Genomic DNA, 19,537 nt, shown 5'->3' with positions numbered 1-19,537 from the left:
CTCCAGACCTTGGGCCCAGACGGCTCAGTGCTGGCCCAGGATGCGGGCGACGGTGGCCACGTTGTGGGCCAGGTGCAACGGGTTGATGGTGCCGACGATAGCACTGCTCACACCGGGGTGGGAGAACAGCAGCTCGAAGCTGGCCTGCACCGGGTCGACACCGGGGGCCAGGCAGATGTGTCCGCTGGCCAGGGCCTTCTTCACCAGAATGGCTTTGCCGTGTTCGGCAGCGTAGTCCAGGACCGGGCGCTCTGCCTGCTCGTTGAGGTTGTAGGTGACCATGGCGCAATCACCGGTCTCCAGCGCCTTCAGGCCGCCAGCGGCCGTCTTGCCGGAAAAGCCAAAGCCCAGGATCTTGCCTTCCTGCTTGAGCTCGGCAAGGGTCTGGTAGACCTCCTGCTGCTCGAGAATGGCCAGGTCGTTGCCGTCCGAGTGCACCAGCACCAGTTCGATGCGGTCGGTTTCCAGCCGGCGCAGGCTGCGGTCCACCGAGCGGCGGGTATGGGCGGCACTGAAATCGAAGTGCGATTGGCCGTTGTCGAACTCTTCACCGACTTTGCTGACGATCACCCATTCATCGCGCTGGCCGCGCAGCAGCGGGCCCAGGCGCTCTTCGCTGCGGCCATAGGCGGGCGCGGTGTCGATCAGGTTGATACCCAGCTCGCGGGCCTGGGCCAGCAGCAGGCGGGCGTCGTCATCGCCAGGGATGGTGAAGCCGTTTGGGTATTTGACGCCCTGGTCGCGGCCGAGCTTGACCGTTCCCAGGCCCAGGGGCGATACCTTGAAGCCGGTGCTGCCCAGCGGGCGGTGAAAATCGTGCAGGGTAGGCAGGCTCATGGCAGCAGTTGCTCCCAGGCCGGTACGCCCAGCGCTGGGCGCGGCAGGCCGTCGAGTGCGGGTTGAGCGCTTGGGCGAATGCCATCGCGGTCGAGGCTGGCGAGTACCCGGTCAGTGAAGTCGGGGGCCAATGCCAGCTTGGTCGGCCAGCCCACCAGCAGGCGCTGCTGGTCGGCCAGGAAGGCGTTGTCCGGGCGTACCAGGCCAGACTGCGCGGGTTCGGCGCGGTCAACGCGCAAAGTCGCCCATTTCAGCTGGGCCTGGTCTACCCATGGCAGCAGGTGCGCGATTTCCTTTTGCGCTGCGGCGATCTGCGCGGCGGGGTCGCGGGCCACGCCATCGGCTTCGGCCAGGTCGCCACCCAGGTACCACACCCACTGGCCATTAGCCGCCGGGTGAGTGGTGATCGTTACCCGCGGCTTGGGGCCGCCCCCCAGGCAATGGGCGTACAGCGGTTTGAGGTTCGGCCCCTTGGTCATGACCATGTGCAGTGGCCGCAATTGCATTGCCGGCTGGTTCAAGCCCAGCGCCTGCAGCAGGGCCTCGGTGCCCGCGCCGGCACTCAGGACGATGCGCTGGGCGCGGATATCCCGGCCGTCCACGCGCAGGCCGACCAGTTCGTCGCCGTCGCGCAGAGGTTCGATCTGCTCGCCTGCCAGCAAGCTGTCACCGCCCAGCTCGGCCAGGTTGGCGAGCAGACTGGGTACATCGATGACCAGTTCAGCCAAGCGATAGACCTTACCCTTGAACGCACGGTCCTGCAGGGCGGGTGGCAGTTGCTCGCCCTTGACCTGATCGACCCGGCCACGCACTGCCTTGCTGGCGAAGAAGCTGGTGAGGTTGCCGGCCAGAGTGCCAGGGGACCAGAGGTAATGTGCATCAGACAGCAGGCGAGTCTTGCCCAGGGGCAGTTCACCGGTGCCGGCCAGGGCTTCGCGCCAGCGACGCGGCATGTCGGCGATGGCCTCGGAGGCGCCGGTCAGGGCGCCGTGCAGGGCATACTTGGTGCCGCCATGGATGATGCCCTGCGACTTGATGGTCTGCTCGCCGCCAAGGCTGGCGCGCTCCACCAGCACTGTCGAATAGCCCAGGCTGCGCAGACGGGCATTGAGCCAGAGGCCTGCGACCCCGGCGCCGACGATCAGTACGTCAGTGGAAATGGCAGATGGCATGGCGGTACCTCGAAGACTGGGACAGCTGGCAAGTATACAGGCTTACCTGTCACGGCCCTATCGCGGGAAAGTCGGCTCCCAGAGTCTGCAGCGCTTCCACGGCCGGCGCGGTCCGTGTAGGAGCCGGCTTGCCGGCGATGGCGTGAGTACAGACAACTCAGTGCCCGGTAGTTTTCGAAAACAGCTGGATCACCACCACGCCCCCGACGATCATCGCCATTCCCAGCATCGCCGGCACATCCAGCTTCTGCCCGTAGATCACCAGCGCCGCCACGCTGATCAGCACGATGCCCAGCCCCGACCACACCGCATAGGCAATGCCCACGGGAATGCTGCGCACCACCAGGGTCAGCATCCAGAACGCAATTGCGTAGCCACACACCATCAGCAGCAACGGCAACGGCGTGCTCAAGCCTTTGACCGCTTTCATGGACGCGGTGGCGATGACTTCGGCGCAGATGGCAATGGCCAGGTAGGTGTAGGCATTCATGATGGGATCCTCCGGTAACTAGGTGGGCATTCTAGGCAATACCTGGATGGGGTAAAGTCATTACCTATCACTATTGGAGATAGGCTGATGGCCGAACAGTGGAACCTGGAGCAACTGCGTCTGTTCGTGCGCGTCGCTGAATTGCGTTCGTTTTCTGCAGTTGCCCGCGAGCAACGCAGAGCCCAGTCGGCAGTCAGTAGCGCCATCGCCATGCTCGAAACAGACCTTGGGGTGACGTTGTTCGAGCGCAGCAGTGGTCGACAGCCCAGATTGACTGAGAACGGCATGGCCCTGTTGGAAGACGCCCGCGAGCTGTTGCGCCAGTGCGAGCGTCTGGACGGCCGTGCGCTGGCGCTGATGCGCGGGCAGGAAGCGCTGTTGCGCGTCGCCCAGGACGAAGCCATGCCCTATCAGCCGGTGATTGACAGCCTTGACGAGTTGGCCAGCCGCTTTCCCTTTCTGGAAGTGCAACTGGCCAGTGGTGCCCAGGGCGATGTGGCACGCAAGCTGGTGGAGCGGCGTGCGGACTTGGGGCTGTTCTTTCACCACGAAAGCATCCCCAGTTCGTTGGAACGACGTGCCCTGGGCAGTGTGGAGATGGTCACGGTCTGTGCGGTCGGTCATCCGCTCGCCAAGGAGCAGTGGGTCACGCGCCAGCAACTGGCGCGGCATCGGCAACTGTTGATCACACCGCAGCAGAGCGGCTACCCGGGCGGCGAGGCGATCAGCCCGCAAATCTGGCGTGCGGACAGCTTCTATGCCATGGCCGAACTGCTGATGCGCGGCCTTGGCTGGGCCTGGCTGCCTCGGCATGTGGTGCAGTACCCGACCTACCAGACGCAAATGGTCGAACTGGACAGCGAATGGCGGCCACCAGCCTTGGTGGCGGAGCTGGCCTGGCGGCGCGATGAGCCTCTGGGGCCGGCGGCGCAATGGCTGGCCGAGCGCTTCGCGGTGCACCTGCGAGCGATCGGTTAGCCTTTTTCGAGGTGGTTCCTAGTACACTTCGCCACCATGAACAGAACCCTTTATTCCTTGCTGTTTCACCTGGGCCTGCCACTGGTTGCGCTGCGCCTGTTCCTGCGTGCCCGCAAAGCGCCGGCCTATGGCCAGCGCATCGGCGAGCGCTTCGCCCGCAACCTTCCGGCGATGCGCCAAGGTGGGATCTGGGTGCATGCCGTATCGGTGGGGGAGAGCATTGCCGCCGCGCCTATGGTGCGTGCCTTGCTCAAGGCCTATCCGGACTTGCCAATCACCCTCACCTGCATGACCCCCACCGGTTCGGAGCGTATTCGCGCCATGTTCGGCGACGAACCGCGCATCCAGCATTGTTACCTGCCGTATGACCTGCCGTGGGCAGCGGGGCGTTTCCTTGATCATGTGCGCCCACGCCTGGGCATCATCATGGAAACCGAGCTGTGGCCCAACCACATTCACCAGTGTGCCAAGCGTGGTATCCCCGTGGCCTTGGCCAATGCGCGGTTGTCCGAGCGCTCGGCCCGTGGCTACGCACGTTTTGCCGGCCTGACCCGGCCAATGCTTGGCGAAATGAGCCTTATCGCGGTGCAGACCGAAACCGAGGCCCAGCGCTTCCGCGACCTGGGTGCACGACCTGAATGTGTGCAGGTGACCGGCTCGATCAAGTTCGACCTCAAGATCGACGAGCAACTTCTGCCGCAAGCCAAGACGCTTCGTGAGCAGTGGGGCGCGGCCCAGCGTCCGGTTTGGATCGCCGCCAGTACCCACGAAGGCGAGGATGCCCTGATTTTGCAGGCGCACCGGCAGTTGCTGCAGGTACATGGTGACGCACTGTTGATTCTGGTGCCGCGCCACCCTGAGCGTTTCAATGCTGTGCATGCCCTGTGCAGTGAACAGTTTGCCACCGTTCGCCGTTCCTCGGGTGCGGCGGTCGACAGCCAGACCCGCGTGCTGCTGGGCGACACCATGGGCGAGCTGCTGTTCCTCTACGCACTGGCCGATATCGCGTTCGTCGGCGGCAGCCTTGTCGCCACCGGCGGCCACAACCCATTGGAACCAGCTGCGTTGTCATTGCCGGTGATCATGGGGCCGCATGTATTCAACTTCCTTGAAATCAGCGCGATGTTGCGTGAAGCGGGCGCGTTGCAGCAGGTGGATGATGTCGACGGGCTGGCGGGGGCGGTGCGGCGGTTGGTCGAGTTGCCCCAGGATGCCCAGCGTATGGGGGCGGCGGGCAAGCAGGTGATGCTGGCGAATCAGGGGGCCTTGCAGCGGTTGCTGGATGGGCTTGGGGCGTTGATGCGCTGAAGACCGAGTCGGCCTCATCGCCGGCAAGCCGGCTTCCACAGGTACTGCGGTGATCTTGAGAGCGGCGCAGTCCATGTGGGGGCCGGCTTGCCGGCGATGAGGGCAGCACCGAGCTTAAGGCCTGCGCTCGAAGTTCTTCGCCGCCGCCGCAGCCAGGTCCGGTGGCAGGAAGTCCTTGTCCGGGTTGTAGTCCGGCTTCAGGTACCGCTTGAGGTCCTGCAGGTCTTGCGGGCTCAAGGTGCCGGCCGCCTGTTTCAGGCTCAGGTTGTCGAGAATGTAGTCGTAGCGGCTGTTGTTGTAGTCGCGCACCGAGGTGTACAGCTGGCGCTGGGCGTCGAGCACGTCGACGATGTTGCGGGTACCGACCTGGTAGCCGATCTCGGTGGCCTCGAGCGCGCTCTGGTTGGAAATGATCGACTGCTTGCGCGCCTGGACCTGTTCCACATCGGTGTTCACCGCACGGTGCAGGTTGCGGGTGTTTTCCACCACCTGGCGGCGCAGGCTTTCGCGCTGCTGCTCGCTCTGGCTCAGCCGTTGGTAGGCCTCGCGCACCTGCGAACTGGTCAGGCCGCCGCTGTAGATCGGAATGTTCAACTGCAGGCCGATGCTGGTCTGCTCGACGTCGCCGGCATACCGCACGTTAGCTTGCGGGTTGCTGAAACCGAGGCTGTCGTTGTCGCCTTTCTGGTACTTTGCCACTGCATCGAGGGTGGGCGCATGGCCTGCCTTGCGTTGACGCAGCGTTTCTTCGGCGGCGTCGACGGCATGGTTGGTGGCCAGCAGGTTGAGGTTCTGGCGAGCAGCGGTTTCGACCCAGGCCTTGGCATCATTGGGCGTCGGCACCTGTACCGGCAGGGTGTGGACCACGCCCTGGATCGATGAGTACTCGCGGTTGGTCAAGGTAACCAGGGCTTCGAAGGCATCCTGCACCTGGCGCTCGGCGACGATGCGGTTGGCCCGGGCAGTGTCGTAGCTGGCTTGCGACTGCAGCACGTCGGTCTTGTCGGACAGGCCCACGTCGAAACGTTCATTGGACTGGTCCAGCTGGCGCTTGAACGCGGCTTCCTCGGCCTTGGTCGCGGCCAGGTTGTCCTGGGCCCTGAGAACGGCGAAGTAATTCTGCGCGGTCTGCAGGATCAGGTTCTGCTCGGTGGCCGACAGTTCGAGTGCCGCCTGCTCGTTGACAGCTTCGGCAGCCTGCAACTGGAACCAGCGGTCGGCGCGGAAGATCGGCTGCGACAGGGTCGCACTCCAGGAGTTACCGCTGCGGTTGGAGGTGAGCGATGGTTCGTCGAACTTGGTGCGGGTGTTCATCATCTCCGCGCCGGCCGACAAGTTCGGCAGCAACCCGGCCCGGGCCTGGGGCACCACTTCGCGACGGGCGCCATAGTCGGCGCGGGCTGCAGCCAGGTCGGCGTTGTTGTCGACGGCCTCCTGATAGACGCTGACCAGGTCGGTTTTCACTGTTGCGGGCACATCCGCTGCCCAGACCACTCCGTTGGACGCACAAGACACGGCTATCGCCAGTGAGAGTTTGCGCAGCATAGAGGCAATCCTTGTACGAAATTTAATTACTGAACTGTTGAGTATCGAAAGACGGGCCAGTGTAGTGCCATGTGCCCCCGGCAACAATCGTCGGCTGCGCCTTTCATCAACGCGCTGATTTACCCGCTTGGCTTTGCCGACCACTCCAGTCTAGACTGCGCATGTTCTTGTCGGGGTGCCTTGAAGCAAAGGCTGAGATCGCAAAGTTGCGGATCCCGTTGAACCTGATCAGGTTAGCGCCTGCGTAGGGAACAAGATTGCTCGCCTTCCCGGGGAGCCTCTTGTGCCAGGTCCGGGAATGTCTCAGCTGCAAGCAGCTCAAGGCACCTCCATGTATCCGGCACTGCACACCCGCCAAGGGGGTGCGTCCGCGCCTTTCAGGTTCACCCCGACAATCCGCCCGCAAGGAAGATGTCTGGAGAGCCTGTGATGAGTAAACAAGAAAAAACGATCAACCTCAGCGAGTCGGCACAAGTCGACCAGCAGTCCGTGCAACCGCTGCCCAATTCACGCAAGGTCTATGTTCAGGGTTCGCGCCCCGACATCCGCGTGCCCATGCGCGAGATCAGCCTGCACGACACCCCCACCGATTTTGGCGGCGAATCCAACGCGCCAGTGCTGGTCTATGACACTTCCGGCCCTTACACCGACCCGAACGTCATCATCGATGTGCGTAAAGGCCTGGCCGATGTTCGTTCGGCCTGGATCGACGCCCGTGGCGACACCCTGCGCCTGGAAGGCCTGAGCTCGAACTTCGGCCAGCAGCGCCTGAACGACGCCGAGCTGGCCAAGCTGCGTTTCGCCCACGTACGCAACCCGCGTTGTGCCAAGCCTGGTGCCAACGTCACGCAGATGCACTACGCCCGTCAGGGCATCATCACCGCCGAGATGGAATACGTTGCCATCCGCGAGAACATGAAGCTGCAGGAAGCCCGCGCCGCCGGCCTGCTGGACCAGCAACATGCCGGTCACAGCTTCGGTGCCAGCATTCCGAAAGAGATCACCCCCGAGTTCGTCCGCGAGGAAATCGCCCGTGGCCGCGCGATCATCCCGGCCAACATCAACCACCCGGAACTGGAGCCGATGATCATCGGTCGCAACTTCCTGGTGAAGATCAATGGCAACATCGGCAACAGCGCCCTGGGTTCCTCCATCGAGGAAGAAGTGGCCAAGCTGACCTGGGGTATCCGCTGGGGTTCTGACACGGTCATGGACCTGTCCACCGGCAAGCACATCCATGAAACCCGCGAGTGGATCATCCGCAACTCGCCGGTGCCGATCGGTACCGTGCCGATCTACCAGGCCCTGGAAAAGGTGAATGGCGTCGCCGAGGACCTGACCTGGGAGCTGTTCCGCGACACCCTGATCGAACAGGCCGAGCAGGGCGTGGACTACTTCACCATTCACGCCGGCGTACTGCTGCGTTATGTACCGCTGACTGCCAAACGCGTCACCGGCATCGTCAGCCGTGGTGGTTCGATCATGGCCAAGTGGTGCCTGGCGCATCACAAAGAGAACTTCCTCTACACGCATTTCGACGAGATCTGCGAAATCATGAAGGCCTACGACGTCAGCTTCTCGCTGGGCGATGGCCTGCGCCCAGGCTCGATTGCCGACGCCAACGACGCCGCGCAGTTCGGTGAGCTGGAAACCCTCGGCGAGCTGACCAAGATCGCCTGGAAGCACGACGTGCAGTGCATGATCGAAGGCCCTGGCCATGTGCCGATGCAACTGATCAAAGAGAACATGGACAAGCAGCTGGAGTGCTGTGACGAGGCGCCGTTCTACACCCTCGGCCCACTGACCACTGACATCGCCCCTGGTTACGATCACATCACCTCCGGCATCGGTGCGGCGATGATCGGCTGGTTTGGTTGCGCCATGCTCTGCTACGTGACGCCCAAGGAGCACCTGGGCCTGCCGAACAAGGATGACGTCAAGACCGGCATCATCACCTACAAGATCGCCGCCCACGCAGCCGACCTTGCCAAAGGCCACCCAGGCGCGCAGATTCGCGACAACGCCTTGTCCAAGGCACGCTTCGAATTCCGTTGGGAAGACCAGTTCAACCTCGGCCTGGACCCGGACACCGCCCGTGCGTTCCACGACGAGACCCTGCCGAAGGAATCGGCCAAGGTCGCCCACTTCTGCTCGATGTGCGGGCCGAAGTTCTGTTCGATGAAAATCACTCAGGAAGTGCGTGAGTACGCCGCGAAGATCGAGACGGTGGACGTGACGGTCGAGCAAGGCATGCGCGAGCAGTCCGAGCGGTTCCGCCAGGAAGGCAGCCAGCTTTATCACAAAGTCTAAAAACAACCATCTCCCCCCCTTGTGGGAGCGGGCTTGCCCGCGAAGCAGGCGCTGCGGTGCCTGGCACCGGCCTTGCCGGTGTTCGCGGGCAAGCCCGCTCCCACAAAGGGGCGGTGATGCCTCATCAATTCTTCCGGCGAACACAATAATGACCACCCCCAGCCACTTCTCCCCGGACCACCCGGTCCCCTCCAGCCACCGCTTGTTCGGTGCCCGCGACCTGTTCGCACTCTGGTTCTCCCTCGGCATCGGCCTGATGGTCCTGCAGGTCGGCGCGATGCTGGCTCCAGGCCTGGGCTTGGCGGGGGCCGTGCTGGCCATCGTCCTCGGCACGGGTGTGGGCGTGCTGTTGCTTGGGGCTGCCGGCGTCATCGGCAGTGACACCGGCCTGCCGGCCATGGCCACCCTGCGCCTGAGCCTGGGCCGCCACGGCGCTCGGTTGCCTGCTGTGCTCAACTTGTTGCAACTGGTTGGCTGGGGTGCGTTCGAGATCATCGTCATGCGTGATGCCGCCAGCCTGCTTGGCGCACGCACGTTCGGCGAAGGCAGCCTGTGGAACAGCCCGATGCTGTGGACGGTATGTTTCGGTGCCTTGGCCACTTTGCTCGCGGTCAGCGGGCCGTTGGCCTTCGTGCGCAAGATTCTGCGCAAATGGGGGATCTGGGTACTGATGGCCGCCTGCCTGTGGCTGACCTGGAACCTGTTCGCCAAGGCCGACCTGGCCGACCTTTGGGCGCGTGCCGGTGATGGTTCGATGTCGCTGGCCGTCGGCTTCGACATCGTCATTGCCATGCCGCTGTCCTGGTTGCCGCTGATTGCCGATTACTCGCGTTTCGCCAGCAGCGCCAAGCGTGTCTTCGGTGGCACCGTGCTGGGCTACTTCATCGGCAATACCTGGCTGATGAGCCTGGGCGTGGCCTACACCCTGGCCTTTGCGCCAAACGGCGAGGCCAATGCCCTGCTGTTGGCCCTGGCCGGCGCCGGCATCGGTATTCCCCTGCTGCTGATCCTGCTGGACGAGTCGGAAAAGGCCTTTGCCGATATCCACTCCGCTGCAGTCTCGACCAGCGTGCTGGTGCGCTTCAAGGTCGAGCACCTGGCCCTGGTCATCGGCATGGTGTGCACCCTGATCGCCCTGTTGGCGCCATTGGCACAGTACGAGAACTTCCTGCTGCTGATCGGCTCGGTATTCGCGCCGCTGTTCGGCGTGGTGTTGATGGACCACTTCGTGATCCGCCGCCGTCGCGCCCCGGCGCTGGTCGAAGGGCTGCACTGGCAGGCGCTGCTGGCCTGGGTGGTCGGGGTTGCGGCTTACCATGTGATCGCCGCGCAGGCACCTGAGTTTGGTGCCACCCTGCCAGCACTGGTGCTGGCAGGTGGGCTGCATGCGCTACTGAGTGTCAGCCGCGGCCGGGAAACAGTTCGGGCTTGAGCACGCCATTGAGGCGTGGGTACGGGATTTTCAGCTCGACGTGGCCCATGGAATAGGGCGCGATGGAATAGACCTCGTACTTCACCACCACCGCGCCGTACGTCAGGGCGATGTGCGGCGACTTCTTGAACGGCCAGGTCTTGACGAACTCGGCGTCCTTGTCCATACCGACGCTGATCAGCCAGGCGCGGTGGGACTCCTCGACAGTCTTCCAGAAGGTGTCTTCCTGGCCGGGCACCAGCATGTCCTGCAGGGTCAGCACCTTGTCCAGCTTGCGCGAGTAGTTGATGAAGCCGCGCCCTGGCATGCCGTGGGCACCGCCGCTGTCCAGGTAGCTTGAAAGTTCGATGATCACCAGCCCGTCATGCTGCTCGCGTACCTTGGCCTGCAGGTAGCTGCTGTTGCGCTTGTCGGCGCTGGCCAGGTATTGCTGTTCGTAAGCCTGCAGCGAGGCGGGCGCGGTGCTGCGCTGGTTGTCTTCGGTCAGTTGCAGCAAGCGCTGTTCGACGATGCCGTCGAGCTTGGGCAGGTCCGGGAAATGGATGGTGTCGATGTTCACCAATGGGCAGTCGCTTTCGGTGCAACCGGGTTTCACGTGTTCCCAGGCGTCACGCTTGACCTCCAGCGGAGCCCGGTAGTTGGGTGCGAACACGCTTTGGCAGGCGCCTAGCGCCAGTGCCAGCACGGCCACGGAAGTCAGTTTGACCAGTGTCATGATGATCCTTGCAGAACAGGGAAAAGTCGCCCTTTGACCGTCGGCGCGGCCTTCAGTTCGCCACTAAGCTAACAGAGAGAAGACTTGCTGTCCCGAGTGCGCGAACGGTTACCGGAAAGGGATGAAACAGGCTGGCGTGCAGAGTAGGATGGCGCGAAGCGGTAAATGAGGTCACGAGGATTTCCATGTCAGACACGTTGAATTCAGTGCCCAAGGCGGTCGAGATCGTCGAGCGGGCCAATTGCTTCCAGGGCTTCTACAAGCTCGACAAGGTGCACCTGCGCCACGAGCTGTTCGCCGGAGGCATGGGCCGCGAGATCAGCCGCGAACTGTTCGTACGGCACGACGCGGTCTGTGTACTGCCTTACGACCCGCAGCGCGATGAAGTGGTACTGATCGAGCAGTTTCGCGTGGGTGCGATGGACAAGGTCGCCAACCCGTGGCTGATCGAGATGGTCGCCGGGTTGATCGACAAGGACGAACAGCCCGAGGAAGTCGCCCATCGTGAGGCCGAAGAGGAGGCGGGGCTTACCTTCAGCGCCCTGTGGCCGATGACCCGCTACTTCCCGTCGCCGGGCGGCAGCGATGAATACGTACACCTGTTCCTGGGCCGCTGCACCAGCGAAGGCGCAGGTGGCCTGCATGGCCTGGAGGAAGAGGGCGAGGACATTCGCGTGCGCGTCTGGTCATTCGAAGATGCCCTGCAAGCCGTGCGCGACGGGCGTATCTGCAATGCCGCGACCATCATCGGGTTGCAGTGGCTGGCCCTGAACCGGGACGAAGTACGAGGTATGTGGAAGTGAACCTGTTGCGTGAGCGTTATCGGGTCGATCTGGCCGGGCTGCAGGCAGCCTGCGAGGCCAACTACGCCCGGCTCATGCGCCTGCTGCCCGACATGCGCACCACCCAGAGCTCGCGCCGCATCGGCATGACCCAGGGCGACCAGATGCTCGGTGTGCTGGTGCTCGATGTGGTGCTGGCCTGCCCCTACACCACCACCTTGCGCGTGCGCCAGGAGCACAGCCTGCCCTGGTTGCCGGTGCCGCACCTGGAGGTTCAGGTGTATCACGATGCGCGTATGGCCGAGGTTGTCAGCGCCGAACACACCCGGCGCCTGCGCAGCATCTACCCGTACCCCAATGCCGGCATGCACCAGCCCGACGAGAAAGCCCAGCTCAATCTGTTCCTTGGCGAATGGTTGAGCCATTGCCTGGCCTGCGGCCACGAACTGGCAAGTGTGCGCTGAAATGTGACGCGGGTTGGTTTGGAGTATTTGCTCGAAAGCCTTCCCCCGCCATAATCCGTGCAATATCCGTTCGAGGAGACGGCCGTTGCCGCACCCAGACTCCCTATCGGCACCCGTGCATGTGGTGCAACTGACCGACGCCCACCTGTTCGCCGATCCGGCCGGTTCACTGCTGGGCCTCAAGACCCGCGACAGCCTGCGCCATGTGATTGCCCAGGTGCGCCGCGAGCAACCGCGTATCGACTTGCTGCTGTGCACTGGGGATTTGTCCCAGGATGCCAGCGTGGCTTCCTATGAGGCTTTTCGAGAGCTGACCGCCGGGTTCGGTGCGCCGTCCCGCTGGTTGCCGGGCAATCACGATGAAGCACGGGTGATGGCCGAGGTGGCGCCTGAATTGGTGCAGGCTGTGACTGACATCGGCGCCTGGCGCATCGTGATGCTCGACTCGGCCGTTGTCGGTGCCACTCATGGGCTGTTGGCAGAGCAGCAACTGGCCACGTTGGACCAAGCGTTGGCGGGTGCCGGCGAGCGTCATCTACTGGTGTGCTGCCACCACCAGCCGGTGGATATCGGCTGCGCCTGGATTGCGCCAATCGGTTTGCGTAACGCCGATGAGCTGCTGCAGCGCCTGCAATGTTATCCACAGGTGAAGGCGCTGCTGTGGGGGCATATTCACCAGGAGTGGGACGAAATACGCGGTGGCCTGCGGCTGCTGGCCACACCGTCTACCTGCATCCAGTTCGCTGCGCGCAGCGAGGAGTTCAAAGTGAGCGAAGAGCAGCCGGGGTATCGCTGGTTGCGGCTGCATGCCGACGGGCGGTTGGAAACCGGGGTGGAGCGGGCGCTGGATTTCGAGGTGAAGCTGGATTTCGACAGCCCCGGTTATTAAAGCCCTGAGGCCTCATCGCCGGCAAGCCGGCTCCTACAGTGATCTTGAGGTCGTCGCGGTCCATGTGGGAGCCGGCTTGCCGGCGATTGGCCGCGCAGCGGCCCATGCCACATTGATGATTGTGTTGCGAAATCCCCGATCCAGCGCCAAAACCCGGCGAACACGCTACACTGCGCGTCCCTGCGCCCACTCCGATCGGGCGCGAAGCCACAGATTCCGGGGGCAGCATGTCGGGTACCATCCTCTATATCCATGGCTTCAACAGCTCGCCGCTTTCTACCAAGGCACGGCAGCTGGAGGCCGTCATGCAGCAGTTGGGTCTGTCCGACCAGCTGCGCATACCCGCTTTGCACCACCACCCGCGCCAGGCCATGCCGCAGCTCGAGGCGGCCATCGCTGAGCTCGGCTCGCCTCTGCTGGTCGGCAGTTCGCTCGGCGGCTACTATGCCACCCATCTGGCCGAGCGCCATGGCCTGAAGGCCCTGCTGGTCAACCCGGCGGTGACCCCGCACAAGCGCTTCGATGGCTACCTCGGCACCCAGCGAAACTTCTATACCGATGAAACCTGGGAGCTGACATTGGACCACGTGCAGGCCCTGGCCGAACTGGAAGTGCCAGCGCCCACCGACCCCAGCCGCTATCAAGTGTGGCTGCAGACCGCCGATGAAACCCTGGACTACCGCTATGCCGAGCATTATTACCGTGCCTGTGCTCTGCGTATCCAGGCCGGTGGCGACCACAGCTTCCAGGGCTTCGCCCAGCAGCTGCCGGCCCTGCTGGCGTTTGCCGGGATTGCCCGGGGGCAGTACGCAGCGCTAGATTTTTCTGTATTTTGATCTTTTTGCATTCACCAGACTGACGACGAGAACCCATGGCCAATCCCAGCGCTAGCGCCTATAACGCAGACGCCATCGAAGTCCTCTCGGGCCTTGACCCGGTCCGTAAGCGGCCGGGCATGTATACCGATACCAGCCGGCCGAACCACCTGGCTCAGGAAGTCATCGACAACAGCGTCGACGAAGCCCTGGCCGGCCACGCCCGTTCGGTACAGGTGATCCTCCACGCCGACCACTCGCTGGAAGTTAGCGACGATGGCCGTGGCATGCCGGTGGACATCCACCCTGAAGAAGGCGTGTCGGGCGTCGAGCTGATCCTCACCAAGCTGCATGCGGGCGGTAAGTTCTCCAACAAGAACTACCAGTTCTCCGGCGGCCTGCATGGCGTGGGTATTTCGGTGGTCAACGCCCTGTCGACCCAGGTGCGCGTGCGCGTCAAGCGCGACGGCAACGAATACCAGATGACCTTCGCCGACGGCTTCAAGGCCAGTGAGCTGGAAGTGGTTGGCACGGTTGGCAAGCGCAACACCGGCACCAGCGTGTACTTCAGCCCCGACCCGAAGTATTTCGATTCGCCGAAGTTTTCCATCAGCCGCCTCAAGCATGTGCTCAAGGCCAAGGCCGTGTTGTGCCCGGGCCTGCTGGTCAGTTTCGAGGACAAGTCCACAGGCGAGAAAGTCGAGTGGCACTACGAAGACGGCCTGCGTTCTTACCTGGTCGACTCGGTCAGCGAGTTCCAGCGCCTGCCCGACGAGCCGTTCTGCGGCAGCCTGGCGGGTAACAAGGAGGCCGTCGACTGGGCGCTGCTGTGGTTGCCCGAAGGCGGCGACAGCGTCCAGGAAAGCTACGTCAACCTGATTCCCACCGCTCAGGGCGGTACCCACGTCAACGGCCTGCGCCAGGGCCTGCTCGACGCCATGCGCGAGTTCTGCGAATTCCGCAACCTGCTGCCGCGTGGGGTGAAGCTGGCACCGGAAGATGTCTGGGAGCGCATCACTTTCGTCCTGTCGATGAAGATGCAGGAACCGCAGTTCTCTGGCCAGACCAAAGAGCGGTTGTCCTCCCGTGAGGCGGCGGCGTTCGTTTCGGGCGTGGTCAAGGACGCGTTCAGTCTGTGGCTCAACGCCCACCCTGAACTGGGCATGCAGTTGGCGGAACTTGCCATCAGCAACGCCGGCCGCCGTCTGAAGGCCAGCAAGAAGGTCGAGCGCAAGCGCGTGACTCAGGGGCCGGCGCTGCCTGGCAAGCTGGCCGATTGCGCCGGCCAGGACCCGATGCGCGCCGAGCTGTTCCTGGTCGAGGGTGATTCGGCCGGTGGCTCTGCCAAGCAGGCGCGTGACAAGGAGTTTCAGGCGATCCTGCCGCTGCGTGGCAAGATCCTCAACACCTGGGAAGTCGACGGTGGTGAAGTCCTGGCCAGCCAGGAAGTGCACAACATTGCCGTGGCCATCGGGGTCGACCCGGGTGCTGCGGACCTGTCGCAACTGCGCTATGGCAAGATCTGCATCCTCGCCGACGCCGACTCCGACGGCCTGCACATCGCAACCCTGCTGTGCGCCTTGTTCGTGCAGCACTTCCGGCCACTGGTCGAGGCCGGCCATGTCTACGTGGCGATGCCGCCTCTGTACCGCATCGACCTGGGCAAGGAAATCTACTACGCCCTCGACGAGGCCGAACGTGATGGCATTCTCGACCGCCTGGTGGCCGAGAAGAAACGTGGCAAGCCACAGGTCACCCGATTCAAGGGCCTGGGTGAGATGAACCCCCCGCAACTGCGTGAAACCACCATGGATCCGAACACCCGGCGCCTGGTCCAGCTCACCCTGGATGATGTGCAAGGCACCACCGAAATCATGGACATGCTGCTGGCCAAGAAGCGCGCCGGTGACCGCAAGAACTGGCTTGAAACCAAAGGCAACCTGGCCGAGGTCCTGGTTTGATTCGTCTGCTGTTCGCGGCCTTTCTTGCGTTGGTTGCCCTGCCGGGCGTGGCGGGCAACTGGCCGGAGCTCAAGCTCACCGCCGAGCACCCGATCGAGGGTATGCGCGGCGGCAACTTGTCCGGTCTGGCCCTGTGCCGGGGCGGCTTGTGGGGTGTGTCCGACCGGGATGACGACCGCATCTACCGCTTCGACCAGCAAAATGCAGTGTGGCGCGCCCAGCCGCTGACCTTCACCCCGCCGCCAGTACCTGAAAGTGGCTTGCCTTGGGGGCTGAAGTCACGCAACTGGGCCGCTTCGTACATTCGCGGTGGTGAACTGGACTACGAAGGCATCACCTGCGACAAGGCTGGCAATATCTTCCTGGTCAGTGAGGCCCATGCTGCCGTGCTGCAGTTGCCGGCCGAGGGCGAGCCAGACTGGTTGAAGATCGACCCGACGATGATTCGCCAGGCACGCGCCAGTGGCATGTTGTTGAACTTCAATGCCTTGTTCGAAGGCTTGGCGATCAACCCGGCAGGCGACCGCCTGTGGTTGGCAGCCGAGCGCGAGCGTCGTGGCCTGGTGGCGGTGCAGCGTCAGCAGTCGGTTTGGACCTGCGAGCGCAGCTGTGTACTGCTCAGCGAGGCCGGGGTCGAAATGCAGCCTGCGCAAATGCCTAATCCGCAAGCCTTGTCGCGGGACTTTTCCGACCTGGCCTGGTTTGACGGCAAGCTGTTCACCCTCGAGCGCAACGCCTATCGCATCTGCCGCCGGGATGCCGGTACCGGTGCGGTCGAGCGTTGCTGGTCGTTCGCCGCCGACGCCTTGGTGGAAGGGCGCCGTTATGATCAGCCGTTCGGCCTGGCCGAGGCGCTGGTAATCGACGCCAAGGGCGCCTGGGTCGGCCTGGACAACAACAACGGTGATCGTGCCGACGGTGAGTCGCGCCCGATCGTCTGGCGCTTCGCCGCGCCCGAGGGCGGCTGGAGTGCCAAGCCATGAGCCAGCCACCGGGCAAGCGTGCGGGCAAGGTCCTGATGTTCGTCGCCTGGTTGGCGGCGCTGTTCCTGGCCACACGCTTTTTCGGTGAGTGGGAGGCGCGTGAAAGCAACCCGAACACGCAGGTGCAATCCGAGCATGGCGAAGGCTTCATCGAGGTGCGTCTGTTGAGCAACGGGCAGGGCCATTTCGTGGCGGACGGCGCGATCAATGGTCAGGTGGTGCACTTCATGCTCGATACCGGGGCTACCGATGTGGCGATTCCCGAAACACTGGCCCGTGACCTGGATCTGGAGCGCGGCAGCCCGGTGACCCTCAGTACCGCCAATGGTCGCACCGAGGGCTACCGAACACGTCTGGACAGCCTGCAACTGGGCGATATCCGCCTGCAAGGCGTGCGCGCACTGGTGGTGCCAGGCTTGGATGGCCAAACCGTGCTGCTGGGCATGAGCGCGCTGAAACAACTTGAATTTACCCAGCGCGGCGGCACCATGCTGCTGCGCCAGAACCTGAAATGACGAGGCCCGCATGAGCGACTCACTGGAACTCAGCCTCGACGGCGTAGAACGCCGCTCGCTGGCTGACTTCACCGAACAGGCCTACCTCAACTACTCCATGTACGTGATCATGGACCGGGCCCTGCCGCACATCGGCGACGGCCTGAAGCCGGTGCAACGACGCATCGTCTACGCCATGAGCGAGTTGGGGCTCGATGCCGATGCCAAGCACAAGAAATCCGCCCGTACCGTCGGTGACGTGCTCGGTAAGTTCCACCCTCACGGCGACTCGGCCTGCTACGAAGCCATGGTGTTGATGGCGCAGCCGTTCAGCTACCGTTACACCCTGGTCGATGGCCAGGGCAACTGGGGTGCGCCGGACGATCCGAAGTCGTTCGCTGCAATGCGTTACACCGAGGCGCGCCTGTCGCGTTACTCCGAAGTGCTGCTCAGCGAGCTGGGCCAAGGTACTGTGGACTGGGTGCCGAACTTCGACGGCACCCTGCAGGAGCCTGCGGTGCTGCCGGCGCGGCTGCCGAACATTCTGCTCAATGGCACCACGGGCATTGCCGTGGGCATGGCTACCGACGTGCCGCCGCACAACCTGCGCGAGGTGGCCAGTGCCTGTGTGCGCCTGCTCGACGAGCCCAAGGCCACCATCGAGCAACTGTGCGAGCACATTCAGGGCCCGGACTACCCGACCGAAGCCGAAATCATCACGCCGAGAGCGGAGATCCTCAAGATCTACGAAAGTGGTCGTGGTTCGATCCGCATGCGGGCGGTCTACCGTGTCGAAGATGGCGATATCGTGGTCACCGCGCTTCCGCACCAGGTCTCCGGGGCCAAGGTGCTGGAGCAGATCGCTGCGCAGATGCAGGCCAAGAAGCTGCCGATGGTTGCCGACCTGCGTGATGAGTCGGACCACGAGAACCCTTGCCGCATCGTCATCATTCCCCGTTCCAACCGGGTGGACGCCGCCGAGCTGATGCAGCACCTGTTCGCCACCACCGAGCTGGAATGCAGTTATCGGGTCAACGTCAACATCATTGGCCTTGATGGCCGTCCGCAGCTCAAGAACCTGCGTGCGCTGCTGCTGGAATGGCTGGAGTACCGCATCGGTACCGTCCGTCGCCGCCTGCAGCACCGTCTGGATAAGGTCGAGAAACGCCTGCACCTGTTGGAAGGCTTGCTCACCGCGTTCCTCAACCTGGATGAAGTTATCCACATCATCCGCACCGAAGAACATCCAAAACAGGCGTTGATCGCCCGTTTCGACCTGACTGAAACTCAGGCCGAATACATTCTTGAAACCCGCTTGCGTCAATTGGCCCGCCTGGAAGAGATGAAAATCCGTGGCGAGCAGGACGAATTGCTCAAGGAACAGGCCAAGCTGCTCGCCCTGCTTGGCAGCGACACCAAGCTGCGCAAACTGGTGCGCAGCGAGTTGATCAAGGATGCTGAAACCTACGGCGATGACCGCCGTTCGCCTATCGTCGAGCGCGCCGAAGCCAAGGCGCTGTCTGAAAACGAGCTGATGCCGACCGAGCCGGTAACCGTGGTGTTGTCCGAAAAGGGCTGGGTGCGCTGCGCCAAGGGCCACGATATCGACGCCACCGGGCTGTCCTACAAGGCGGGTGATGGCTTCAAGGCCGCCGCTGCCGGCCGCTCCAACCAGTTTGCCGTGCTCATCGACTCGACGGGTCGCAGCTATTCGGTAGCGGCGCATACCTTGCCATCGGCACGAGGGCAGGGTGAGCCGCTGACCGGGCGTCTGACGCCACCACCAGGGGCTACTTTCGAGTGTGTGCTGTTGCCTGAAGACGATGCGCTCTACGTGGTGGCCTCTGACGCCGGTTACGGCTTCGTGGTCAAGGGCGAGGACCTGCAGGCGAAGAACAAGGCCGGCAAGGGCCTGTTGAGCCTGCCAAACGGGTCCAAGGTCATGACCCCACGGCCGGTGGCCAGCCGAGAGCAGGACTGGCTGGCGGCGGTAACCAGCGAGGGACGCCTGCTGGTGTTCAAGGTTGCCGACTTGCCGCAACTGGGCAAGGGCAAGGGCAACAAGATCATCGGTGTGCCTGGTGATCGAGTGGCCAGCCGTGAAGAATATGTCACAGATTTGGCCGTCATTTCCGAGGGGGCGACCCTTGTGTTGCAAGCTGGCAAGCGTACCCTATCTCTGAAGCCAGATGACCTGGAGCACTACAAGGGCGAACGGGGCCGACGCGGTAGCAAGCTGCCACGCGGGTTCCAGCGTGTTGACCAGTTGCAGGTGGAAGTCCCGGCGTAAGCCAGCGGTCTGTCTGGAACGGCAATTTCAGCGTCGTTCCAGGCAGAAATGCTGGAGTCGGGCCGATATTTC

General features: G+C 63.4%; 17 protein-coding genes and 1 riboswitch. Of the genes, 12 read left to right on the top strand and 5 right to left on the bottom strand.

Translation table 11 applies throughout. The annotated features are described in order from the left end of the window. Positions 1-24 precede the first annotated feature (24 nt). The 3 genes from PspTeo4_RS18610 to PspTeo4_RS18600 form a co-directional block, all read right to left on the bottom strand. The gene (locus tag PspTeo4_RS18610; protein ID WP_322365386.1) at positions 25-837 is read right to left on the bottom strand and encodes an aldo/keto reductase; all 813 of its coding nucleotides are present in this window, start codon (positions 835-837) and stop codon (positions 25-27) included. Then, entirely contained in the window at positions 834-2,009 is a 1,176-nt protein-coding gene (locus PspTeo4_RS18605) for an NAD(P)/FAD-dependent oxidoreductase (RefSeq protein WP_322365385.1), read from the bottom strand. The genes PspTeo4_RS18610 and PspTeo4_RS18605 overlap by 4 nt, the downstream gene beginning before the upstream one ends. A 157-nt stretch (positions 2,010-2,166) precedes the next feature. Further along, a complete protein-coding gene (locus PspTeo4_RS18600; protein WP_322365384.1) occupies positions 2,167-2,499 on the bottom strand; it encodes a multidrug efflux SMR transporter in 333 nt (110 codons plus the stop codon). A gap of 87 nt (positions 2,500-2,586) precedes the next feature. On the opposite strand from PspTeo4_RS18600, the gene PspTeo4_RS18595 reads away from it, so the two are divergent. After that, positions 2,587-3,477 (top strand): LysR family transcriptional regulator, encoded by an 891-nt coding sequence (locus PspTeo4_RS18595; RefSeq protein ID WP_322365383.1) that lies wholly within the window; start codon positions 2,587-2,589, stop codon positions 3,475-3,477. A gap of 36 nt (positions 3,478-3,513) precedes the next feature. Next, positions 3,514-4,785 (top strand): lipid IV(A) 3-deoxy-D-manno-octulosonic acid transferase, encoded by a 1,272-nt coding sequence (gene waaA, locus PspTeo4_RS18590; RefSeq protein WP_322365382.1) that lies wholly within the window; start codon positions 3,514-3,516, stop codon positions 4,783-4,785. A gap of 114 nt (positions 4,786-4,899) precedes the next feature. Here the strand turns inward: waaA and PspTeo4_RS18585 are convergent, their stop codons facing one another. Beyond that, positions 4,900-6,330 carry a TolC family outer membrane protein gene (locus PspTeo4_RS18585; RefSeq protein ID WP_322365381.1) on the bottom strand — a complete coding sequence of 477 codons (1,431 nt, stop codon included), beginning with the start codon at positions 6,328-6,330 and terminating at the stop codon, positions 4,900-4,902. A gap of 161 nt (positions 6,331-6,491) precedes the next feature. Then, positions 6,492-6,598: riboswitch (TPP riboswitch) on the top strand. A gap of 161 nt (positions 6,599-6,759) precedes the next feature. Here PspTeo4_RS18585 and thiC point away from each other — a divergent pair. Continuing rightward, positions 6,760-8,640 (top strand): phosphomethylpyrimidine synthase ThiC, encoded by a 1,881-nt coding sequence (gene thiC, locus PspTeo4_RS18580; protein WP_322365380.1) that lies wholly within the window; start codon positions 6,760-6,762, stop codon positions 8,638-8,640. Between the two features lie 148 nt (positions 8,641-8,788). Beyond that, positions 8,789-10,072, top strand: coding sequence for a putative hydroxymethylpyrimidine transporter CytX (cytX, locus tag PspTeo4_RS18575; RefSeq protein WP_322365379.1), 1,284 nt, complete (start codon positions 8,789-8,791; stop codon positions 10,070-10,072). On the opposite strand, the gene PspTeo4_RS18570 is transcribed toward cytX, so the two are convergent. Further along, positions 10,041-10,787 carry an RsiV family protein gene (locus PspTeo4_RS18570; protein ID WP_322365378.1) on the bottom strand — a complete coding sequence of 249 codons (747 nt, stop codon included), beginning with the start codon at positions 10,785-10,787 and terminating at the stop codon, positions 10,041-10,043. The two genes, cytX and PspTeo4_RS18570, sit on opposite strands and share 32 nt — an antisense overlap. 185 nt (positions 10,788-10,972) lie before the next feature. Here PspTeo4_RS18570 and PspTeo4_RS18565 point away from each other — a divergent pair, with 185 nt between their 5' ends. From PspTeo4_RS18565 to parC, 8 genes are all read left to right on the top strand, one after another. Next, complete coding sequence (locus tag PspTeo4_RS18565; protein ID WP_322365377.1) at positions 10,973-11,590, top strand: NUDIX domain-containing protein; 618 nt, start codon at positions 10,973-10,975, stop codon at positions 11,588-11,590. Continuing rightward, positions 11,581-12,033, top strand: a complete 453-nt coding sequence (locus PspTeo4_RS18560) for a DUF1249 domain-containing protein (protein WP_274908454.1) — start codon at positions 11,581-11,583, stop codon at positions 12,031-12,033. The genes PspTeo4_RS18565 and PspTeo4_RS18560 overlap by 10 nt, the downstream gene beginning before the upstream one ends. 85 nt (positions 12,034-12,118) lie before the next feature. Then, positions 12,119-12,922: a 3',5'-cyclic-AMP phosphodiesterase gene (cpdA, locus tag PspTeo4_RS18555; RefSeq protein WP_322365376.1), complete on the top strand. Its 804-nt coding sequence runs from the start codon at positions 12,119-12,121 to the stop codon at positions 12,920-12,922. A gap of 227 nt (positions 12,923-13,149) precedes the next feature. Next, positions 13,150-13,758: a YqiA/YcfP family alpha/beta fold hydrolase gene (locus PspTeo4_RS18550; protein ID WP_322365375.1), complete on the top strand. Its 609-nt coding sequence runs from the start codon at positions 13,150-13,152 to the stop codon at positions 13,756-13,758. 35 nt (positions 13,759-13,793) lie between these two features. After that, positions 13,794-15,698, top strand: a complete 1,905-nt coding sequence (gene parE, locus PspTeo4_RS18545; protein ID WP_322365374.1) for a DNA topoisomerase IV subunit B — start codon at positions 13,794-13,796, stop codon at positions 15,696-15,698. Then, positions 15,695-16,681 (top strand): esterase-like activity of phytase family protein, encoded by a 987-nt coding sequence (locus PspTeo4_RS18540; protein ID WP_322365373.1) that lies wholly within the window; start codon positions 15,695-15,697, stop codon positions 16,679-16,681. The genes parE and PspTeo4_RS18540 overlap by 4 nt, the downstream gene beginning before the upstream one ends. Next, on the top strand, positions 16,678-17,196 hold the full coding sequence (locus tag PspTeo4_RS18535) for a retropepsin-like aspartic protease family protein (protein ID WP_322365372.1): 519 nt from the start codon (positions 16,678-16,680) through the stop codon (positions 17,194-17,196). The genes PspTeo4_RS18540 and PspTeo4_RS18535 overlap by 4 nt, the downstream gene beginning before the upstream one ends. A 10-nt stretch (positions 17,197-17,206) precedes the next feature. Next, entirely contained in the window at positions 17,207-19,465 is a 2,259-nt protein-coding gene (gene parC / locus PspTeo4_RS18530; RefSeq protein WP_322365371.1) for a DNA topoisomerase IV subunit A, read from the top strand. The last annotated feature ends 72 nt before the right edge of the window (positions 19,466-19,537 follow it).

It is taken from the genome of Pseudomonas sp. Teo4, from assembly GCF_034387475.1.
Taxonomy (GTDB): Bacteria; Pseudomonadota; Gammaproteobacteria; order Pseudomonadales; family Pseudomonadaceae; genus Aquipseudomonas.
This window is presented reverse-complemented; position numbering and strand designations above follow the sequence as displayed.